Origin of the sequence: Asaia astilbis JCM 15831 (assembly GCF_000613845.1) — a bacterium.
GTDB lineage: Bacteria > Pseudomonadota > Alphaproteobacteria > Acetobacterales > Acetobacteraceae > Asaia > Asaia astilbis.
Map to the genome: position 1 here is coordinate 167,198 of NZ_BAJT01000002.1, position 20,349 is coordinate 187,546.

Sequence of the window (20,349 nt, forward strand, 5' to 3'; positions counted from 1 at the left end):
GTCAGAACTGGGTTCCGAGACTGAAAACCATCTGGCGCGGCGAGGACCGCTGCATGGTCTGCAGATCTCCCGAGAAGGGTGCCCCATCGACATTGAGGTTACCGATCATCTTACTGTTCATCAGATTATAGACGTCCAGCCGGGCGGTGAAGGGCGGGATCTTTCCCCGACGCTCAAATTTCCACGATGCGTAAGCGGTCATGTTCCAGTAATTAGGGCCCATGATGTCATTTGTGTAGGAAAACGGCCGGTTGAGGTAGACGATATTCGTTGCACCCATCTCAAGATGAGAGACATGTACCAGAGCGCTGGTCTGCAAGCTGAGCTCGGGATAACCGGGCTGCGCCTTGCCTCGCAGGTCGAAAGTCTCACCACCGACAAAGAGATCGCCACCGTAGCGAAACCGGCTGACAGAGAGCGATTGCCGAAGGGTAAAATGCGAACCGATCGGCAGACTCGCCGCCACATCGCCGCCCCAGATATGAGAGGCGCGGACAGTACCGACCGTATTGACCGGGCTGTGAAGCGTGCCTACCGAGGCGGAGACGAGACGGTTCTCAATCAGGCTGAAATATCCGTCCCATGAGAGGGAAATCCATTTCCGCTTGAGATGGCCACCAATTGTCACGGTCGTATCCCGCTCGGGCGCAATGCGGGCAAGGGCCTCGTCGAAACTGGCCTGGTCCGATGCGGACCAGATCGATGCGGAATATCCGATATTGCCTCTTGGCGAGAGGCGGTAGGCGCTCTGGGTCTGAGCGGCGTCAATGAAGACATCGTCATGCTTATTGTAGCGCCACAATGCCGATAGATGCGGCAGGAACCCGGCCTGAGAACGAAGACGCCCGCGCGGCGCCTGGTCGTCTCCGATCCCTCCTCCAGACGAGACAAAATCCACCGCCTTGAACCCTGCCCCAAGGGTCAGCGAGTCTGTGATTTTCCAGTCATCATGGAGGAAAATCTGCCGGGACTGGGTGTTCCAGGTCGAAAGATTGGCCGTCTGAAAGGCATCGCCATAAGTGTCGAAGGGACCGATGGCCTTTAACGGTGCACCCTGTCCGAGTAGCGGCTCGTTATACCACGCCTGATGCGCATCCGAATGAGCGGCTTCCTGCCAGATGCCTGCGGATAAATCATGCCGGGCCAGACGATAGCCGAGTTCGAAAGATCCGCCGAAGCGACGCACTGCCGAATGCCAGACCTGTTCAGAAAAGGGCGCTCCTGTCTCGGAGGGCGTGGTCGGATCGGAGACACTCGCATCGGTATAAGTCGTTGCACCGTAAAACACCGCCTTCCCTTTAAGATGCGGCGTCAGGCGGAAATCATGGGTCAGAGAGCCGATCAAATCCCGGGTGACCTGACCACTATCATAGGGGGTCAGAGCAGCTCGCTCGGCACAGCTATATCCTCCCCCGCACGGCTTATCTGCATTCTCGGGCAGCGCTGCTTTATAGGCAGTCTCATAATCCGGATAAGTGTAATCGGAACCACGCCAGCCGAGACGGTTCAGCATATCGTGGGAGACATCATTGTAGCCCGCGATCCGAGCGCTGGATGCTGAGAAAAAGGCGTTGAAGGCCCCCCAGCCCGTCTCTTGCGTCGCTTTGACATTGCCGCGCGTCATGTACTGGCTCCCTGAGCCTGGTACTTGTCTTTGCTGATGCGCTGGAAGCCCGCCATCACCTTCGGACCGTTTGCGCCGAGCTGACCCGACTGGCCCACCAGCGTTGTCACCAATGTATTGTTGCTTCCCACGCCCTGATTGGTCGACAGGCTGTGCTTTTGCGTGGGGGCAAGCAGCATATATCTGATCTCGCCGCCATTATTGCTGTTCGAAAACAGATTTTCTCGTGCTGTGCCCGGGGAGACGTAAATCGAGCCGATTGTATCGGGCACACTGATATTGAGCACATTCGTGCCGTTCAGAGTACCGAAGCTGGTTTCGTTCAACGGGATGTTTTCAAAGAGAATGCCCAGTTCGTTCATGTGGAAGCCACGAAGGAAAAGGCTGGCATCGGACTCATCCAGCCCATAGGCGTCGGACGCGGTGTAGGACACACCCGGCACCTGAGAGAGCAGCGCCAGAGGGTTTGAGCCACTCAGAACGTTGCGCCAATCGGAGCGCGTCAGAACAGAACCATTGGCGCGAGGCGTCCGATGAGCATCACGTGCAACCCTGATCGTCTCGATCGGGCTCAAAGGCTTCTTCTTCTTCGCACGTTCGGATGTCACCGGCTCCGTCCGCGCGATGCGTTCGACAGAGGCGGCTGATGCCGAAGTGGAAAAGACAGCGAGCGAGGTCAGGATCAATCCCGCAGACGAGACGCAGCAGCGCCTCAAACACAGAGACCGGTTGGTGAAATAAGCCTGCGGAAAATTTCTTACGTGATATCGCATGAGACGACCCTCCTGTTGGAGCGGTCCTAATAGACATCAAATATATGATCCATATTCTCTTTGGTTTTTCTATCGTATACTTTCGTATACCGAAAGTCTTCATGACATCCGCACGTATGAAGGCTCTGCTTTTGGAGCAATCCAGTCGGGATACGGGACTAAGACGTTACCATAACAAAATTGCGTTCCAAATGAACATGAAGTAGTTATTTATAAATATCGTTATTTTATTCAATGTTGATCTAGATCAATCCTTACTTTTCGTGAAGTTTGTGTACGAATGTAAGTATTGACGAACACGCACAGGAGAGTGCAACCTGCGTTTATCGAGCGGATCGATCACTTATCAAGGGCCGGAAGAGCCAGATGAGGGTCGATCCGCCGATACCCTCAAGAATAAAAAAAGGAGATCACGCGATGAGATGGTGGGGTCCGGTTCACGCACATTACGCGATGACAGATATGCAGTCTCTGACGCTTAGCATTGGGGCGACTCTTGTCGTGATCTCGGCTGCAAGCCTCGCGATCAGAGCCATGAAGAAGCGTCGGTTCCACGCCACGCATATCAAAACGCTCTGATCCTGTTTCTTCGGCCTCGTCAGACGATCTGAGGGCGTAAGCCCCTCACGAACGCGATGAGGCCGAGCAAAAGAAGCGCAATAGCCGTCAACGGCAAGGCCGTGATGGTGGCGTGAGTGAGGATGGCTCCCCCCAGCAATCCGCCGAAAGACACGGCCAGGTTCCACGATGTGGTCGCCATTGCCTGCGCCGCATCGAGGGATGAGCCGCTTACATGCGCCATCGCGTTCTGGGTCAGCGCTGCAAAACCGCCCATAGCGAGCCCCCACAGAGTGATCGCGACGATGATGAACAGAGGATGACCCAACCCTGTGCCCAAAATCATGTTCGCGAGGGCAAAAAGAGCAATACCAGCCATAAACAGGGACGCCATATGACGATCGATCAGGGCGCCCGTTATGAACAGGCCAATGACCGAAGCGCCGCCAAAAAGCAGGAGAAGCGCGTCGATCCGCGTATTCAGTGATGAAGGCACCATAAGCGGTTCGATATAGACATAGAGAAGGCTATGGGCCGTCACGAAGCCGAAGATCAGGACGAGCGTGGCGCCTACCCCCGGTAGACGCAGCGTCTTCAGCACACTGAATTCGAAATCATCGTCAGTCCCTGGGACATCCGGAAGAATCAGGGCGGACCAGAGCACCAGAAGGGTCGAGAGTCCCCCGAGCGCGGCGAAAGCTCCCCTCCATCCGATCATCTGCCCGAGGAAAGCACTCAATGGCGCGCCGAGCACAAGGGCGAGTGTTACCCCTGACCCTGCCATGGCAATCGCACGGCCCTTTTGCCCCTTCGGCGCGAGGCGTGTCGCATAACCAGCGAACATCGCCCAGATCAAACCACCACAACAGCCTGCCAGAAAGCGGATTATCAAAGAGAGGGTGAAATTGCTGACGAACGCATTGCCGAAATTAACCACCGCAAAGCCGACCAGCCCGGAAAGCAGCAGTTTTTTTCTCGCCATACGATGCGTGAAGGCCGCCGATGGGAGCGCTGCGAACAAGGCGCCAAGAGCAAACGCCGTGATAAACTGTCCCCCGACAGGCTGGGAAACCCGCAATCCATCCGAAATGGCAGAAAGCAGACCTGCGGGCATGATCTCAGTCAGCAACGTCACAAAGGCAGCCAGAGCGAGAAGCAACATTGCATGGACAGGCAGAAGCTGCGGGACAGCGTGATCGGATAGTGGCAGTTCGGCGGCTTGTTCAGTCATGAGGCGCTCATTAACGTTCACGGCTCCTGTCTCTCGCATCAATTTCTGTTGATCGAAAGAGCCGTGAAGCGGCTACCTACGCTCCGCGACGGATACGACCGATTACAGATTGTAGATCCGTTTGGCGTTGCCCGAGCATATGGCCGTGGCAATTTGTTCCGCCTTGTTCGCAGTAACATCGCCGGTCGATATCCAGCCATTGAGGACCTCAGCCATGCCCTTCCGGAAAAGGGCTGCCCCAAGATAATGCATCTCGGCAAGGCCGAATGCATCTGAACTATAAAGCTGTTTGTAGAACGGGGTTATCTCCATGGCTTCACCGATGATCTTCTTAGCAAAGGGGCCTGCGAAGCTCTGCATGACGCCGATATCCATGTAGACGTTTGAGAACACCTCGCTCAGCCATGCTGCTTCCCGGATAAAAGGATAGCAGTGCAGCAGGGTAATCGAGACGCCCCAATCCTCCATGTCCTTGATGAAAGGCGCAAATACGGTCGGGTCGCATTTCGGCATGAAAATATCACGATCACCAATACCGACATGCAATTGAAGGGGAAATTTATGCTTGCGGCAGAGCTCGCCCGCCTCCCAGAGAGCGAAACGAACAAGGGTTACATCTTCGAGCCGCTTACTGGTTCCGTCAGCAAGCTGCCGTAGCCATTCATCCGCAGCAAGAAACACCTCGGTTTCTGATGGGCGGCTCTGAGGAATGTCAAAACTCGTCCGATACGCCACGATCGACTTGAGTCCGCTTGCAAAGGCACTCCGGGCGCCCAGCGTCTCGACAAACGCCAGAGCCAGCTCGCGACCTGAGGTAATTCCCGACCGCGCAACTTCCTCCATCAGCGCCTCGATCCTGATAACCTCTTTGGTTTGAATGCCGGTCACCGCCTTCATTTCATTGCAGTCGTATAAGCGCTCCGCGAGAAAACCTGTGTCGATCAGCATCAGATTGACACCTGTCTGACCGGCCAGCCTTCGCGCAACCTCACGGGCCCCGAGAGCCTTCCGGGCGCTGAGATAGCTGTCCGGGTCTGCGTGAGGCGCCAACCCAAGGACAGGCGCGCACCATTTTCCCATCATTAAGCCGAGAGGCTTGTCGAATTGCGTGCATCCGGGAACGGCTCGATCGCCCTCGCTCATCAGGGATTCGAACGTCGCACGATCCAGATCCTGATTTGTGACGGCGTGACAGTGGTGATCGATGAGTTCGATCTGTTCCATAAACTTGTGCATTTGTGTCTCTCAATAGGCGTGCAGATAGCGTGTGTAGAGATCGGCATCAGCAAGTTTTGACGCCTCTGCAATTTCCCATTTCTTGATATCGACGTAGACATCGAGCAGTTCTTTAGAAAACCAGCTGCACACCACGTCGTTGGCCTGCAATGCGTCCAGAGCCGCCTCCAAAGAAACAGGGAGAGGCGTGATACCGCGTGCCTCTCTCTCAGTTTCCGACAAAGAAGCCGGGTCGTGATTGATGGGAGCAGGTAAGCTCAACTTGCGGCGTATCCCGTCCAGCCCCGCTCGTGTGATGGCGCCGAGCGTCAGATAGGGGGAAGCGCATCCGTCCGAAGCTCTAAATTCAACATTGTATCCGTTCCGCTGACGCTCGGGATCACTCGATGCTGAGGGCGCTATGCGCAGGGCTGCCTCGCGGTTTTGCACGCCAATGCATTTATAACCGCAACTCCAAGCTTGAGGTCGTAATCTGCTGTAAGAAACAGGCGTTGGCGACGAGAAAGCAACGAGTGCGTCCAGATGCTCTAGAACTCCCGCGCAGAAATGCGCTGCGATCTGGCTGAGCCCTGCGATCCCTGAGGGATCGTGTGTCACGTTTTTCCCCTCAGCATCAACGAGACTGAAATGGATATGCGCTCCATTGCCTACGGCGGTCGCCGTGGCCTTCGGCGTAAAACTCGCCCGCGTCCCAAGATCCGAGGCAACCGCCCTGATAATCTCACGCGCAATCACAATGTGATCGGCCCCAGTGATGCCAAGGCTCGGGCTACAGCTGATTTCAAATTGCCCCCGACCGTATTCCGGCTCAAGTGTTTCAGGGATAACACCTGCGTGCTGAAGGGCAATGTCGCAAGCTTCGAGGAATGCGTTTCTCTGCAATGCGGCGCCGAGCGTAAAACCGTGCAGCGGCTCCACCGTGTCATCGAGCACGAATTCATGTTCACATGCCACCGCCAAGGTAAGGCCGGTCTCGCTCTTCAAGTCGTCCAGGGCTTGCCGATAGAACGTGCGGGCACAACAGGCCCAATCGGTATCCGGTGAGAGTTTTGAGTCGCAGATCACTGCGCTCCACCGGACTTCGCCGGTGGCATTTTTGTAGGTAAAGGCTGTCTTCGGGTCGGGTATCTGCCGCGCCTCGTCGACCGGTCCCCATGGGTTAGAAACGATATGTCCGAAAGCTGTCAGAGCTTGTCCTGCACAGGCCCAGCCGAGACCAAGCTCGCCGTAACGGGAAGCTTTATTCGTGGGAACACCGCGCGTGCGTGTCGTTCCCGTAAGGTCGTTCCAGAGAAAATATGTAATGCCTTGAGACATGATGGTTACCTTGAGCATTCAGGAGATGATGGCGGACTAGAAATGATAGGTCATGCTCGCGGACCACCAGCGAGGACGCCCCCGGTAAATCTGCGCGAAGCCGAAAAAGCTCGCGAGGTCGAAGATTGCGGTCGCGTATTTCTGGCCCGTTACGTTTTCCACGCCTGTCACCAGATCCCACCGTCGGTCGGGCGAGGTGTAGAACAGCCTGAGGTTCATCAAGCCATAGGCTTTCTGTGCTGTGTCGGGCGCATTTGTCAGTGCGAAATACTGATGAGTGACAAAATTACCGTCGACCTGCTCGGTCACAGTCCCCCACCGCGTGGGGTCGATATGCGCTACAGTAAGATTACCACTTCCTCGCGGCGCATTGGCGGGCTGGTAATCCCGCTCCCCTGTGCCGTTCAGGTCGATTTTTTTCACTGTTCCATGATTATAGGCTGCGTTCGCGGTCACGCGCCAATGATCGCTGGGGATCCATCGGATCTCCGCCTCGGCGCCATAATACTCAGCCGGAGCGTTCGAGACCCTCTGTGTCGCGTTGCTCGTGCGCAGAGCCTGATAATTTTTATAGTCATAATAATAGCCGGACAAATTAACCCGAACGCGATGGTCTAAGAGCTCTGACTTCACCCCGATTTCATAGTCCCTGAGTTCTTCCGGCTTGAAGGGTATCTTGCTGTTATCGACATCCGACCCAGCGTCGAGGGGCGCGTTAAAGCTGCCAGCCTTCACGCCAACATTATAACTGGCATACCCCATGATTGCGGGAGTGAACTGATAGGTAAGCTCTGCCTTGCCGCTCCACATATTAGCATTGAGCTGGGCAAGGTTACCTACGGTTGCTCGGTTGAATGTGTAGCTGTACCCTGGATAGGCCTGATTAAACGAAAAGCCTTTCTCATCTCGGGTAAACCTGATTCCCCCTATCAGATGAACCTTGTTCGTGATCGCGTACTGCGTTTGCCCGAAACCCGCATAGGATCTCGTGTTGAGGTGATACTGATCGTAGAGTCCGCCATATAACGAACCTTCAGCACCCTGATAGTAGTCTCCAGAGATATCGAGGAAATAAAAGCCGCCAATCCATTGGAACCGACCGGTCTTACCATCCACGTGGGTGTCGAACGAAATTTGTCTGGAGGTATTTCCGTTGAAGAACTCGAAATAGTTCACCGGCGTCGTGTCAGAATCTTCTTGGTAAGACTTTTTGATGTGTTGATAATCGAACAGATTTGTCCAGGTCACCTTATCGCTCAGCGGCGTTGTGAGGCGCGCTGTCGCCTGATAAGTCCGGACACGCACGTGCTTGGCGCTCTCGTTACCATCTGTGAGATAACCGCTACTCGGGTAGCCCAGAAAATTGAGGTTACCGCCAATCGCACCATAGCCTGCATTCGGGCCATCAGGGATGACGTAAGCCGTCTTACTCTCCCAGCCTCCGCCCAGATTATTCATATCGCCAATTCTGCCTATGAGAAGAAGCTTTGACTCCCCTGGCAATTTGAAAAGCAACTGACCGCGTCCCGCCCGCGAATGATCGTTTTCCAGTCGCGGTCCACCATAGCGGTTCTTCATGATCGGATTATGATCCGACGTCACGAAAGAGAGACGGCCTTCGATCTTTTTGGAGGGGATCAATGGCCCCCCCGATTGCCGCTTCGCTTCGTATCTCCCGGTAGCTCCCCAAGCCGAAGCGTAGGTACCCGTCGAGCTTGTCCGTTGGCGCAGCTGAAATGAACTGAGCGAGACCGGCAGTTGCGTTCCGACCGTAAAGCGTTCCCTGAGGTCCACGTAGAACCTCGACCCGTTCAAGGTCAAAAATCTGGAACGCCAGTCCCGTCATCTGGCTGATGTAAGCACCATCGAGATAGATGGCTGCAGGCCCTTCCTCGTGATCTGCAAAGTCATTTTGGGTCACACCGCGGACCGACAGGGTGTACGCCCCTTGCCCGTTCGGTTGAGCCAGCTGCACGTTAGAGACCAAGGTCGCTATTTGAGATGGCGAGGTAATGTGAGCCTGCACGAGCTGCGTTCCCGAGACACTCGACATTGCGATCCCGACGCGTTGCATATTCTCGCGCCTGCGCTGTGCAGTGACGACAATATCTTCGACACGGGAACGGCCTGACTTCTTGGACGCGTGCTTGTCCCCTGACTGAATTACAGGCTTCAGTGCTTCGTTACCTGAAGCCGGTAAAGCGCTCAGGAAAACGCTGAAGCCTGCAATGGAGAGAAGTAGACTTTTCCGGGGTAGGTGCCGGTTATCCTGATCGTAAAAGCAAACGTTCCAGAATCGGCACAACTCAACCAGTGGGATTACCGCAATCAAGCCAGAACGAGGGCGGAACGATCGACTGTAACTGAACATTGGTATTCCTAGAGGTAGCGCGGAAATAAACCGCAAAGGCAACGAGCAGTCGATAGAATGGCACTTTGCCACATTCACGATCATGTTACGGTCAATATACATAAATTTAGGTTGGTCAATGCCAAACACCGATTTTTATCGTGGATAATTCTATTTCCCCGAAAATATCCTGCGTTGGGAGATAGAGTCGCGTTCGATATACGTTGGCTCTCTCCTTCTCCATGACGGGTTAGAGAAATATAGTGAATGATATCGGTAACTTATAATTTTTTCTTGAGAGTGCAGATCGCCACTGCCTCCTCTCAGACGGCTCACTGTGGAGGGAATCTCAGCTATTTAATGTACAAAAAATTATAGTTGTTTTAGGTGGAGGGCCGCTGGCTAGGCGCAGTCGTGATAGGCGGACGCCTACTGAAAGACCTTCGCTAGGCTGAGAATGAGCACGGCAAGGCCTCGATCATTTTTGCGATTTGCCCAGCTCACAAGAGTCAATAACCTCTGGCATTTCGCGGCTCGCAAGATCGTCGTCCGAGCACGGCTCACCCACAACACCATTCCTCAAAGAGGTATCCGGGTGTCCTACATTGGTTTTAACAGCGTGACCCAACTCCTGAACTGCAGCACCGGCTTTTTCTCGTACCTCAAAACGACGAAGCTTCCCCACTCTGGATCAATAATCGTGTCAAAGCGGGGGGGCAAAAAGCAACGTCTTAGAACGCTGCGGTCAGGCTGAGATTGAACGAGCGTCCAAGCCCGGCCAGCGGTCCCAGAACGCCGGTCTGGGTATAATCCCCGATCGCAAGACCACCCAAAGGAAGGTAGTATTTCTGGTTCATGACGTTTTCGATGCTCGCATCGAGCGTCAGTTTGCGCCAGCGATAGCTTCCTCCCAGCCCGAGCAGCGCATAACCCGGAGTGCGAGGCTCGCTGCGTATCCAGTCGACCGACGATTTTTTCTTGACCAGGGTAACATCCACGCGCCCGGTCCAGTTCTGCCAGGCCTCACGCAGCCCGATGGTGCCATTGACCGGCATCTGATGGTACAGCCCCGAATGTGTCACGAAGTCCTGACCCCGCACCCAGCTGAAGGTGCTGACCACCCTGCCCTGACCGAAACGCTCGGTGTTCCAGAGACGAACGCTGCCGGATCCGTTGACCCCGTAGCTCTGGGCGTTGTGATTGACGAATTGCAATTTCGACAATCCGCTCCCGAATTTAGCCAATGGGATGACATTAATGTAATGTTGGGTGTAAGTATAAAAGGGCTGAATCCTAACATTCCACCCCTCTCCTTTGGGGTCGTGCCAGGTCACCGTCACACTGGCTGTGTTGGCGATTTCGGGCCTCAGATTTAAATTACCGACATAGCCATTCCCGTCGCCGAACCAGCCAATCATACGCGTCGTCATGGCCCCCATGCCCCAGGCATAGCGCTCATACAGATTGGGAGAGCGCGTCTTTCTGGCATAACCGCCCTCGATCATGAGGCTGTCCAGCGCATGCCACCGACCGGTCGCCGTCACGTCGAAATTGACGTCAGTTCGACCGCGCGATGCCGCATTGAATTTCTTCGCGGCGACAATGTCGTCCATCTGCATCATGCCGGTCCACGCATAGGGAGCGACCTTACCCGTATTCATCATGACCAGATCGTTTCTCAGCCCGAGCTGGGTTGAAAAACGCGGCGTCCACTGGGCGTTCCACTCGATATAATGGCCCAGGCGATCTCGATGACCATTATTGACGTTGTGGAACGTGTTCGGCCCCATCATCATGCTTCCCATGAGGGGCGGCCACCAGTCATTGAGCCCGTTGTGATCGTATCCGCTCCCGATCTTGACGTTGTGCCGTGTTGAAAGCGGGATTTTCAGATCGATCGCATAGCCTGCCGTGCGGGCATCCGTGTTCATGGGCATACCGGTGGTTGCGCTGTGCCCTCCCTTGTCATTCATCATGTCCATGACGTGATCCACGCGCTGCCAGAAGCCGCGGACATCCAGCGTTGCCCAACTGAAGTCGCCGCGATACTTGCCATTGACGAAGGTCGAGCGGTTATTCGTCATGTCCATGTACTGGTTCGGAAATCCCTCATAAGGGATGTTCTGCTGGCCGAAGGTCAGGGCAAGAAGATGGTTATCCTTCTTCAATCCGGCTGTGACTGCATGATTGAAGGAGAGATAACTGGTCGAACGGACCTGTCGTCCTTCGCCCCCTGTGCGATAATTACTGGCATGACTATAGGACCCGGTATAGCGAATGCTGAGCAGGTCATTGGCAACAGTAACCGTGCCGGACGCACCTGAGCCTCCGCCATTGCTGCGATAATCTCCCCTCACATGACCCGTGACGAGAATTTTGCCGCTCTTTGCAAAAAGCGGGTCACGCCGTTCGATCTTGACCGTTCCACCAGTGCTGTCGCCACCGATACTCACCGGCGTCACGCCGGCGATCGCCTCAGCGGTCGCCACACTATCGGGATCGATATACGACATGGCGGGGTTCATGTGATTGGGGCAGGCTGCAGCCGTCCGCATGCCATCGACAAGTGTCGCGACACGGTCGTCTGCCATGCCGTTCAGCACCGGAAGCGCTGACACGCCTCCCGCCGAATACATGCTGTATCCCAGAGAGTTCTTGAGCAGCGACGCCGTATCTGCGGAATGGATCGCTGAGCGCCGTATTCCCTGCACCTGCAGATACTCGACCGGTACATCGTCTTCCGCTTCTGGCAGAGGCGTGGCCTGAGATGCCTGCACGGCTTTCCCACTGACGTCGCCGCGTCGGGATTCGCCGGGTTTACGCCCGTCAGAAGTGGATACAGTCCCATCGCGGGACATAGCGAGATCGGCGGCGTTTACCGCTCGAGCATCGAATGCGATGATGAGAGCAAGGAGTGAAGTGCAACCCAGCGCAAGGCGCGCGCGATCGCGCGTCCTGCCTGACAGGGGCTGTGTCATGTCGGTTATTCCTGACCGAAGAGCTCGAAATCTGCCTCTGCGCTCGCGCGCACCATGGACTAGGCGCAGCACACTCGCAAAGACGCTGTGAGATCGATCAGCTCAGCGGAGGAGCCTGGGCAGGCGGATGGAGCCATCTCAGCCCCGGCGGCGCTCGGCCTGGCGGCAGGATGACGCACTGCCCCAGCAGGACACGATGTGAGAAGGCTGCCAGCAGACACGAGGACAGAATGAAGAAGCCGAGCTGCAACAGAGGGCACAGCGCGCACGCCGCATCATGATGATGCCCCGCCTTCGGTGCGTGAGGCATCTGGGGCATGACCATCGTCATGTCCCCCTCGTCGGGGCACTCGGACACGGCAAGCGACGCCGCAATATCGATACCGGTCAGCCGTTCGATCTCGGCACGGGGCGTCTCGCCCGGCCTGCCGAGACTTTGCAACATCAACGAGACAAGAAACGCCGCAAGTACAACAAAGGACACAACAAGGCGGGTCGAGCTTGCGCCCGAACGCGTTCCCCCTCGATATGTCACTACCCTGCTAATCGCCCCGTCCCTTTACCTGTCCGGTTATGCCCGCAGAGGGTTACAACCAGATACAGAGCCCGTCCAGTGCCCGAATAATGGACCTGAATACTCCTCGTTCACCTGGATGACCTTCCTGTTAATTTCAGGACATAAAAATCTCCGGAAACGCCTTTTCAGGCCGGCAGACACACAGGCAGGCACCGCTCATTTTTTGTTATAATGTATCAATTTACACAGAACGTAAGATTTCTTATCCCTACGGCGCTTCCTTGCCGTACCGGACCCATTCCTTTGCCAAAAAAAATCCTTTTCCTCGCCTCGACGCTCCTGTGCACTTACGGTTTTCGCCCAGAGCACACCCTCGCAAAGACAGATCGGCAAAACCCTTCCGTAACGGGTCGGAACGTTACGTCGAAAAAATCAGGGGCCACGACCAGACCCCGCGAGGTGGTTACGGTGCGGCATCAGCGCATCAATGCAGACGGCTCTGGCGGGAATACCGCTGGTGGCGGCATGCTGCCTGAGCAGACCGCAGCGCGCTCGCAAAGTGGTCTGACACGTGACTTCATCGCGAGGCAGTCACCGACCCTCTCGCCCGTAGCGATGATCGCAGACCTTCCCGGCGTCATCTATTCCGGTAACGATCCATTGGGTACGAATGACGAGCAGCAAGGCCTCTCCGTGCGCGGCCTCGACCAGACGGAAATCGGATACGTCTTCGAGAATGTTCCGGCAGCGCCCCCTCTTTTTCTGGTGCCTTACGCATCGTCGACAGCCGATAACGAGAATATCGCTGGTATCACGCTCGCCCAGGGCGCCGCAGAGACCTCTGCCCCCCTCTATAATGCTGTAGGCGGCGTGCTGTCGGTCCGTATGCGCAAACCTTCGGATATCGCAGGCGGATTTATCGGTGGGTCATGGGGCTCATATAATCTCAACCGTGAGTTCCTACGGCTCGAGACGGGGCGCATCCGGGATACGGGGGTCAAAGGCTATGCCTCGTTTTCTTATCGCGGTGCCGATCAATGGCGTGGCGCTGGAACGTCGCGCCGGTTTCACACCGATATGCGGTTGACGAAGGAATGGCAGGACAACAATTCGGCCTCTCTGATTTTCTCGTTCAATCGTGAGCGCGGCTATTATCTCCTCCCGCCTACCCTCGCGCAGTGGCAGCGCCTCGGAACGGATGCCAATTACGCCGAGACCTTCAAGAACGGCGATAGCAGCTATTACAAATTTCAGGAAAACGCCCGGGCCCAGAGCTTCCTCTCCGCGCCGGTCTCCCTTCACCTCAATCGTCAGCTAAGCCTCGATCTCACGCCATACTTCATCTATGTCTGGGGTTACGACAGCTACGGTACTTCTTTGAACCGCACAGGAAGCTTTTACGGCAATCGCCCTGCCGGAACGCTACAGGTGCCTACCTCTCTCGGACGCAGCTTCACGGCTGTTGCGACTGATGTGTTTCATCAATCGCATCCCGGCCTGAACACTGCCCTGCATTATGAAGCAGGGTCGAACAGGCTCTCACTCGGCTACTGGTATTCCTATTACGACTTCTCGAGCGTGTCGCGCTATGTCCTGCCGGACGCACAGGGTGGGGTCTCCAACCAATGGGGCGCCTATCCGATCCTGACGGCTGACTCAGAACCTTTGTCATCTTACAACGCGCATCTCATGCAACAGGTCAACGCCCTGTCGCTGACAGACCGCCTCCATCTTCTGAACAAGCGCCTTACCTTGTCTGCTGGTGTTCGCGTCGTCATGACCTCTCGTTCTGTCACCAACCTTCTACCCGGAGCGCGTTATCGCAATGGCGCAAGCTACCTGACGCCCCTGCCCCAATTCTCCGCCTCCTATAAGCTGACGCCGCACGACCAACTCTATATCAACGGAACAACAGGATTCCGGGCCCCTTCAGGGATTTCGAGCTATCAGGATCGCTTCAGCATGGGCACGGGTCTGCAGACGCGTGTGGCGTCTTCAGACACAAAGCCCGAATATTCGATCGGCGAAGAAATCGGCTATCGCCATAATGGCAAGGTCACGCTCTCCGTTGCGCTTTTCAATTACAATTTCACCAATCGACAGGTTTCGACCACCACCGTTCTGAATGGGGTGACAACGACTGAATCGATCAATGGGGGTGGGCAGACGGCGCGAGGCGCGCAGTTCGAATTCGGCCTGCGTCCCTGGCACGGATTCAGTCCCTATCTTTCCGGGCAGTATATCCACGCCACCATCGACAACGATATTCAGTCAGGCGCCGATTATCTCCCGACCAAAGGCAAACGCCCCGTACGAACGCCCACTCTCTCGGGCTCGCTTGGGCTGTCTTATGATGACGGTCAGTTCTTCGGTCTTTTCAACGGTCATTACGTGGGGCCGACCTATGCGACCTTCATGAATGACGAAAAGATTTCCGGTTTCGCGACGGCCAATCTCTCGCTGGGCTATCGCCTGCAGAAAACAACCCGCCTGAAAACACCGCAGATCCAGCTCAATCTCATCAATCTCGGTCGCTCGGGCTATCTCTCCGGTGTGAGTGGCGTCACACTCAACCGCAATGCAACTCGCGGCGTTTTTGGAACAACGATTGCAGGTAAGGCCCCGACCTATTTTGTCGGTGGCGGCTTTGCAGGGGTTGTCTCGCTCTCTTCCGGCTTCTGAACACCTGAAATTGGTGCTGAACGACACAAAAAAGGCCAGGGTGACGTGCACCGTGGCCTTTTCTATTTCCGGTAACTTTTCTGCTTTTACTGGAAAGGCAGATAGCGCAACGACAGGAAAACCATGTTGTCGTTGGTGTGAGGCGTTCCGCCTACGCCACTGAAAGACGAGACATAGGTGTAGGAGTACTGGGCGCCCACACGCAATGTGCCGTAATCGCCATGCATATAGGTCCACCAGAAACCGGCGGTCCCCTGAACGACGCGATTGATGCTCGTCTGGCAGGTTGTGGACGACGCCCCTTCGATATCGCAGCCGCCGACGCTGTAGAGCGGATTGCCGTAACCGTAATGCTTGCCCCCGACATCGAAATAAGAGCGCGAGCGCAGCATTTCCATGCCGCCATAGGCGTAGAGCTGCACGGCCTTGGTCGCATTCCCATAAAGCCCGACAAGCACATTGGCGGCTGGCATGGGCTTGACCTGACCCTTCTGGTCGATGGTCACGTCAGGAATATTCGCTGTGCCGTAGCGGCCAATGCCCGTCCCGACGAGGCCTGAAGCCTGGAAAAATACCTTGTGCGACTTTTCGACTGGCAGAATAAGCCCGCCGCCGCCGCCGCCCGCAACCTTGGTGCTGCTCTGACCGGTGCCCGTATAGGAAACGCGGCTATGGGCAAAACGCAGAAGTCCGGTCAATTCATAATGGCCCCAGCCCGGATCGGCGGCGACCTTGCCGATAATATCGGGCGCAATATCCGTCGAGTAATTGGTCGACGGGTTATTCACGTTCACACCAGCGTTCTGATAGGTGCCAGACGTCGCCCCTGTGGGGAGATACTGACCGCCTGAGCCGACACCGATAACCTGTTGCGGGTTCTCGACCGAAACACCAACGTTATAACGTCCGTGGTCGAAGCCCTTGACCAGTCGAACCTGAGTATTACGCGTCCAGTTGAAGCCGGGAATATACTGGGCTTCGATCGAGAGCGGCACCTGCTCGTCACGGGCACGCATGCCGTGATTGAACATGGTTAGCAGAGACCAGTTCTGCCCCCCGAGAAGCGTCAGATCATCGACATCGTCGATCAGCTGACCATAGAACACGCGTTCACGCAGCACATAGGAATTCGACTGGCGGGAATTGGAAGACGATCCCGATCCCTGAAAATCGGTCTCGATATAGGCCTGAGCACGAAGGTTTTTGGTGATATCGCCCTCAACGAGTGCCGCAAGGCGGCTCTGACGGGCGGTCTCATGAAATTCGTTGATGTGATAATTGGGGCTGTTCGCGAAAGGAATGGAGCCGAAATTCGACGCAATATCAGACACGTTATTACGCGATCTGAAAACCGTCGCCGCCTCGACATAACCGCCCAGCGTGATCCGCACGCCGCCGATCTGGATCTGACCGCGATGCAGGGGACCGTAAAGGTCCGTCACGCGCCCCGTCGGTGTGCCAGTCAGCTGACCATAAGGCGTTGCCGCATTGACCGGAGGCAAGAGAGTATTACTGTTCGGGCCGGGAGCCGATGCCGTTACAAAACCAGCTGTCGCAGGAGTTCCCGACCCATGAGCCGGCATGCCACGATAGCCGTTGCGTGCGCCGTAGGGGTCGTTCTCTTCTGCTTGACGCTGTTGCGCCAGCTGGTCGTGGATGCGCTTCATTTCGCGCTGGTGTTCGCGCTTCATCTGAGCGAGCTGCGACTGCATGGCCTTGATCTGCGTCTCCATCAGACTCATCTGATCGAGGCTGGCAGCATGCACCGGGGTCGCTATGACGAGAGACGCCACAGACACCGATGCCAGCAACAGGCAGCAGACACGGGGAAGTAAAATCATTTCACGTTCATCTTCCGATGCTGCGGTGGGTGTGAGCTTCCCTTACCGACAGGCACTGGCCGTTTCCTGAGAAGGTTTCATGACTCTCGCGTGACGTTTTTATGACAAGAAATACAACCTATTGATTTTTTTCCCTTATTTCATTCCGTATTTTTTCGTTACATGGCTATTGTCTGACAAAGTATGACTATCTGTGGTTTTCAAACCACACCATTCTTTCCCAACGCACCCCGAAAGAGAAGAACTCCAAGTATAAAAATGGCGAGTGGCGCCTTTCAAAGACGCTCGCAGGCGATGGAGGCAAATGAGCGCTCGGGCATGGCTACAGAGCGCATCCAGCGACCTCTCCTGTGCCCTATCCGACCACTTGTCAGAGAATGGTGTACCCGCCATCGATCAGCAGATCGGCGCCATTGATCATTGCTGCGCTCGACGAGGCCAGGAAAACGGCTGCAGACGCGATTTCTTCTGGCAGAGCGAAACGTCCGGTCGGAATACGGCTAAGTGCCGCTGCGCCCTTCTCACCCGCCCACGCCTTTTTACCGAGCTCTGTCAGCACAATCGTCGGAGAGAGCGTATTGACGGTGATCCCGTATTTCCCCCACTCAGCGGCGAAGGTCTTGGACATGCCAATAACGCCGAATTTCGAGGCGCAATACGCCACGTGTTCTTCGATCGCGACGCTTCCTGCCTGCGAGGCAAGATTGATAATCCGCCCTCCCTCGCCAGCCGCGATCATTTGCGCCCCGACTGTTTGGGTGACCAGAAAACTCCCGGTCAGGTTGATGGCGATCGTCTTGTCCCAGTAGTCCTGTGGTAATGTTTCTGCGGGCGACAGAAAAACAACACCTGCGCAATTGACGAGAATATCGATGCGCCCAAACGCTGCCGTGACATCAGCAACCATAGTTTGAACAGAGCTGCATGATGAAACATCACATGAAAACGGGGTGGCCTGACGCCCCAGCTGAGCTGCCTTGCTGGCGGCGTTCTCTTGATTGACGTCAACGAGCGCTACTCTTGCATCCTTTCGCACGAAAGCTGCAGCAATAGCGGCTCCGATGCCTGAGGCGCCTCCAGTGACGAGAGCGACCTTGCCGCTCAGACCGAACTCCAGATCGACATCGTTTGCCGAGAACTCGTTTTTCATAATCACATACTCCCTGTGATAATTCACACATTGAGTAGATCAAGTGGGACGGCGCGGTAAGCTGTCCTCTCTCATTCTCACAGGGATGTCAGTGTTCTTCAGGCGTTAGTGATCAACAGACGGAATTTTACGGGAAAGCGTGAAAGGTCCATATCAATGATCACAATCATGCGTTCGACGATAACGCGTGAGCTCTTCACGGAAACACCCCTCAGCAACATGCAACTGAGGCTGACACCTGACACGCCTTGTTTGCACGAACGCCTCTTTCAGATTGGAAACTTCATGCGCGCTTTTTCTTCCTCAATCATGCGATTTTCAGTGTGTCTCCTCGCCATTGGAGGCATGATCGCGGGTGTCCGTCCCGCGCTAGCACAGGACGCGGGCAAGCTCGGGGGCGTCAACACCTCGTTCCACATCCTCGGTTCGCATGATGTCGAAGTATCCTACTTCACAGATCCCCAGCTTCCCGTGATCTGTTATCTTTCACGCGCTCAAACCGGTGGGCTGAAAGGCGCTGTAGGAATTGCGAAAAATCCAACGCGATTCTCTCTTTCCTGCGTGAAAACCGGTAGTGCGGCGCCTGATTTTGCCACCCTGCCCAAACAGCAGAACATCACGAAAATACGAAATTCTTTCGTCTTCACGAAGCTCGTGATCACCCGAATGTCCGACGCAGAACACAATGCGGTGGTCTATCTTGTAACAAGCCAGGGTCTGATCGACGGATCTCCCGCCAATACCATCGCTGCAATTTCCTGGTAACGGGGCAGTCCGCCTGTCTCCAATGACCTCATTTCTTCTTGCGACTTTAGGCAGGGTCACGCGTTAACTTAACCACCTCATCATTCTGTCGCTGTCAGATGCGTCTGTCAGGCGGAATGCAGACAAGGAGCAAGAGCATGAGTTCATTGACGGATAAGATCGGCGGAACCGTGAACAAGGTTGTCGGCACGATCAAGGAAGAAGCCGGAAAGCTGACCGACAACGAGAAGCTTCAGGCCGAAGGTGCCGCACAGCACCTGCAGGGTCAGGCAGAAACGGCCAAGGGTGACGTCAAAGACACCGTAAAAAATGGCATCGACAGTGTCAAAGAGGGCATCAACAAGCTCTGACAAAGTGAGCCCTGCTGGGAAGATGACAGTGTGTTCCCTTCCCAGCACACCTAGGAGCAGACCCAGCTCCAATTCGACCGGGTTTCGATGAAGAATAGAGAAACACGATGAAGCGTCTTCGCTATCTCGGCGTGCCACTTGCCGCCTTCTCCGCGCTGACGTGCCAGACGGCCTCTGCTGAGGCGCTGCCGCGAGAGACCGGATTGAATTTTTCCGTTTCCGGACAGGCGCAGTCAGCACCTGATCTCCTGACCATCCATCTTTACGGCCAGACCGAAGATGCATCATCCGTCGAAGCGCAGAATGCTCTGAATTCTCTGATCGCCAAAGCGCTGAAACTATCTGCGTCTGCAGGCAATGTGACAGCTCGGGCCGGAAGTTACTCGGTCTACGACAATTCGTCTAAGCACGAACCCACTCATTGGACAGCCCGTCAGACGCTCTCCCTGAGCAGCAAAGATGCTGTCCATCTTCTTGAAATCGCTGGCAAGCTCCAGAATATGGGACTGCTCATGGATCGCGTTGAGTGGTCCCTGGCGCCATCGACTCACGACAGGCTTCAGGAAGAAGCCAAAACGGAAGCGCTGAAGAAGGTGCAGCGGGAAGCCGATTTAAGCGCCAAGACCCTGAATCTTCACGTCTTGGGTCTCAAGCAGATCAGCATTGAAGCCGATGACTCGCGGCCGGTTGCCGTAATGATGGCAGCTGATTCCGCGTCCGCTGCCGTTCCACCTCAGGCAACACAGGAAACGCAGACGGTCTTCGTCACGGTCACTGTGCAAGCAATCCTCGGGTCCGGGCAGTGACTTTGATGCACTTGCCGGACGAAGTGGCGAATAACGGATCCCAAGGCCTTAGGCATCCGTTTGGCGACGCGATGCTACACTTTTAAATGGGCAGTCATTTATGAACTCAAGTTCGGAGTGTGGTCAAATCCGAACGATAAGGCATGCGAGCGGCGAAGCGTCAGTTATCGA

Annotated in this window: 16 protein-coding genes; 5 read left to right on the forward strand and 11 right to left on the reverse strand. The window is 55.5% G+C overall.

Annotated elements, in window-relative coordinates; translation table 11 throughout:
- Position 1: 1 nt before the first annotated feature.
- Entirely contained in the window at positions 2-1,624 is a 1,623-nt protein-coding gene (locus JCM15831_RS15960; protein ID WP_051528246.1) for a TonB-dependent receptor, read from the reverse strand.
- A complete protein-coding gene (locus JCM15831_RS19825; RefSeq protein WP_051528247.1) occupies positions 1,621-2,397 on the reverse strand; it encodes a TonB-dependent receptor plug domain-containing protein in 777 nt (258 codons plus the stop codon). The genes JCM15831_RS15960 and JCM15831_RS19825 overlap by 4 nt, the downstream gene beginning before the upstream one ends.
- Positions 2,398-2,814: 417 nt before the next feature.
- Between JCM15831_RS19825 and JCM15831_RS21300 the strand changes: the two genes are divergently transcribed.
- Positions 2,815-2,976 (forward strand): hypothetical protein, encoded by a 162-nt coding sequence (locus tag JCM15831_RS21300; protein WP_156938702.1) that lies wholly within the window; start codon positions 2,815-2,817, stop codon positions 2,974-2,976.
- Between the two features lie 19 nt (positions 2,977-2,995).
- Here JCM15831_RS21300 and JCM15831_RS02210 read toward each other — a convergent pair whose 3' ends face one another.
- The 7 genes from JCM15831_RS02210 to JCM15831_RS02235 all read right to left on the reverse strand — a co-directional run bounded on the left by JCM15831_RS02210 (position 2,996) and on the right by JCM15831_RS02235 (position 12,602).
- Positions 2,996-4,186 (reverse strand): MFS transporter, encoded by a 1,191-nt coding sequence (locus tag JCM15831_RS02210; RefSeq protein WP_025822406.1) that lies wholly within the window; start codon positions 4,184-4,186, stop codon positions 2,996-2,998.
- A 102-nt stretch (positions 4,187-4,288) separates the two neighbouring features.
- The gene (locus JCM15831_RS02215) at positions 4,289-5,410 is read right to left on the reverse strand and encodes an amidohydrolase family protein (protein ID WP_025822408.1); all 1,122 of its coding nucleotides are present in this window, start codon (positions 5,408-5,410) and stop codon (positions 4,289-4,291) included.
- A 21-nt stretch (positions 5,411-5,431) separates the two neighbouring features.
- Complete coding sequence (locus JCM15831_RS02220) at positions 5,432-6,739, reverse strand: type I glutamate--ammonia ligase (protein ID WP_035773705.1); 1,308 nt, start codon at positions 6,737-6,739, stop codon at positions 5,432-5,434.
- Positions 6,740-6,775: 36 nt separating this feature from the next.
- A complete protein-coding gene (locus tag JCM15831_RS15965) occupies positions 6,776-8,380 on the reverse strand; it encodes a TonB-dependent receptor (RefSeq protein ID WP_232227944.1) in 1,605 nt (534 codons plus the stop codon).
- On the reverse strand, positions 8,325-8,813 hold the full coding sequence (locus JCM15831_RS21795; protein ID WP_198024218.1) for a TonB-dependent receptor plug domain-containing protein: 489 nt from the start codon (positions 8,811-8,813) through the stop codon (positions 8,325-8,327). Before JCM15831_RS21795 ends, JCM15831_RS15965 begins: the two co-directional genes overlap by 56 nt.
- Before the next feature lie 1,007 nt (positions 8,814-9,820).
- The gene (locus JCM15831_RS02230) at positions 9,821-12,067 is read right to left on the reverse strand and encodes a TonB-dependent receptor (RefSeq protein ID WP_025822412.1); all 2,247 of its coding nucleotides are present in this window, start codon (positions 12,065-12,067) and stop codon (positions 9,821-9,823) included.
- 97 nt (positions 12,068-12,164) lie between these two features.
- The gene (locus JCM15831_RS02235) at positions 12,165-12,602 is read right to left on the reverse strand and encodes a hypothetical protein (RefSeq protein WP_035773648.1); all 438 of its coding nucleotides are present in this window, start codon (positions 12,600-12,602) and stop codon (positions 12,165-12,167) included.
- A 450-nt stretch (positions 12,603-13,052) separates the two neighbouring features.
- Here JCM15831_RS02235 and JCM15831_RS02240 point away from each other — a divergent pair, with 450 nt between their 5' ends.
- On the forward strand, positions 13,053-15,266 hold the full coding sequence (locus JCM15831_RS02240; RefSeq protein ID WP_232227945.1) for a TonB-dependent receptor: 2,214 nt from the start codon (positions 13,053-13,055) through the stop codon (positions 15,264-15,266).
- 86 nt (positions 15,267-15,352) lie between these two features.
- On the opposite strand, the gene JCM15831_RS02245 is transcribed toward JCM15831_RS02240, so the two are convergent.
- The gene (locus JCM15831_RS02245) at positions 15,353-17,107 is read right to left on the reverse strand and encodes a hypothetical protein (protein ID WP_025822418.1); all 1,755 of its coding nucleotides are present in this window, start codon (positions 17,105-17,107) and stop codon (positions 15,353-15,355) included.
- A gap of 370 nt (positions 17,108-17,477) precedes the next feature.
- The gene (locus JCM15831_RS02250; RefSeq protein WP_025822420.1) at positions 17,478-18,257 is read right to left on the reverse strand and encodes a GolD/DthD family dehydrogenase; all 780 of its coding nucleotides are present in this window, start codon (positions 18,255-18,257) and stop codon (positions 17,478-17,480) included.
- A gap of 168 nt (positions 18,258-18,425) precedes the next feature.
- On the opposite strand from JCM15831_RS02250, the gene JCM15831_RS15970 reads away from it, so the two are divergent.
- The 3 genes from JCM15831_RS15970 (at position 18,426) to JCM15831_RS02265 (ending at position 20,178) form a co-directional block, all read left to right on the forward strand.
- A complete protein-coding gene (locus JCM15831_RS15970; protein WP_198024219.1) occupies positions 18,426-19,022 on the forward strand; it encodes a CreA family protein in 597 nt (198 codons plus the stop codon).
- Positions 19,023-19,159: 137 nt separating this feature from the next.
- Complete coding sequence (locus tag JCM15831_RS02260; RefSeq protein ID WP_025822424.1) at positions 19,160-19,372, forward strand: CsbD family protein; 213 nt, start codon at positions 19,160-19,162, stop codon at positions 19,370-19,372.
- A 107-nt stretch (positions 19,373-19,479) separates the two neighbouring features.
- Positions 19,480-20,178 carry an SIMPL domain-containing protein gene (locus JCM15831_RS02265; protein WP_025822426.1) on the forward strand — a complete coding sequence of 233 codons (699 nt, stop codon included), beginning with the start codon at positions 19,480-19,482 and terminating at the stop codon, positions 20,176-20,178.
- Positions 20,179-20,349 lie beyond the last annotated feature (171 nt).

What these genes read in the sequence shown, in the direction of transcription:
- JCM15831_RS02230 (WP_025822412.1), bottom strand. Translation starts at nt 12,067, where the DNA reads ATGACACAGCCCCTGTCAGGCAGGACGCGCGATCGCGCGCGCCTTGCG.
- JCM15831_RS21795 (WP_198024218.1), bottom strand. Translation starts at nt 8,813, where the DNA reads ATGCAACGCGTCGGGATCGCAATGTCGAGTGTCTCGGGAACGCAGCTC.
- JCM15831_RS02265 (WP_025822426.1), top strand. Translation starts at nt 19,480, where the DNA reads ATGAAGCGTCTTCGCTATCTCGGCGTGCCACTTGCCGCCTTCTCCGCG.
- JCM15831_RS02220 (WP_035773705.1), bottom strand. Translation starts at nt 6,739, where the DNA reads ATGTCTCAAGGCATTACATATTTTCTCTGGAACGACCTTACGGGAACG.
- JCM15831_RS21300 (WP_156938702.1), top strand. Translation starts at nt 2,815, where the DNA reads ATGAGATGGTGGGGTCCGGTTCACGCACATTACGCGATGACAGATATG.
- JCM15831_RS02215 (WP_025822408.1), bottom strand. Translation starts at nt 5,410, where the DNA reads ATGGAACAGATCGAACTCATCGATCACCACTGTCACGCCGTCACAAAT.
- JCM15831_RS15970 (WP_198024219.1), top strand. Translation starts at nt 18,426, where the DNA reads ATGCGTTCGACGATAACGCGTGAGCTCTTCACGGAAACACCCCTCAGC.
- JCM15831_RS02250 (WP_025822420.1), bottom strand. Translation starts at nt 18,257, where the DNA reads ATGAAAAACGAGTTCTCGGCAAACGATGTCGATCTGGAGTTCGGTCTG.
- JCM15831_RS02260 (WP_025822424.1), top strand. Translation starts at nt 19,160, where the DNA reads ATGAGTTCATTGACGGATAAGATCGGCGGAACCGTGAACAAGGTTGTC.
- JCM15831_RS15960 (WP_051528246.1), bottom strand. Translation starts at nt 1,624, where the DNA reads ATGACGCGCGGCAATGTCAAAGCGACGCAAGAGACGGGCTGGGGGGCC.
- JCM15831_RS02210 (WP_025822406.1), bottom strand. Translation starts at nt 4,186, where the DNA reads ATGACTGAACAAGCCGCCGAACTGCCACTATCCGATCACGCTGTCCCG.
- JCM15831_RS02245 (WP_025822418.1), bottom strand. Translation starts at nt 17,107, where the DNA reads ATGATTTTACTTCCCCGTGTCTGCTGCCTGTTGCTGGCATCGGTGTCT.
- JCM15831_RS19825 (WP_051528247.1), bottom strand. Translation starts at nt 2,397, where the DNA reads ATGCGATATCACGTAAGAAATTTTCCGCAGGCTTATTTCACCAACCGG.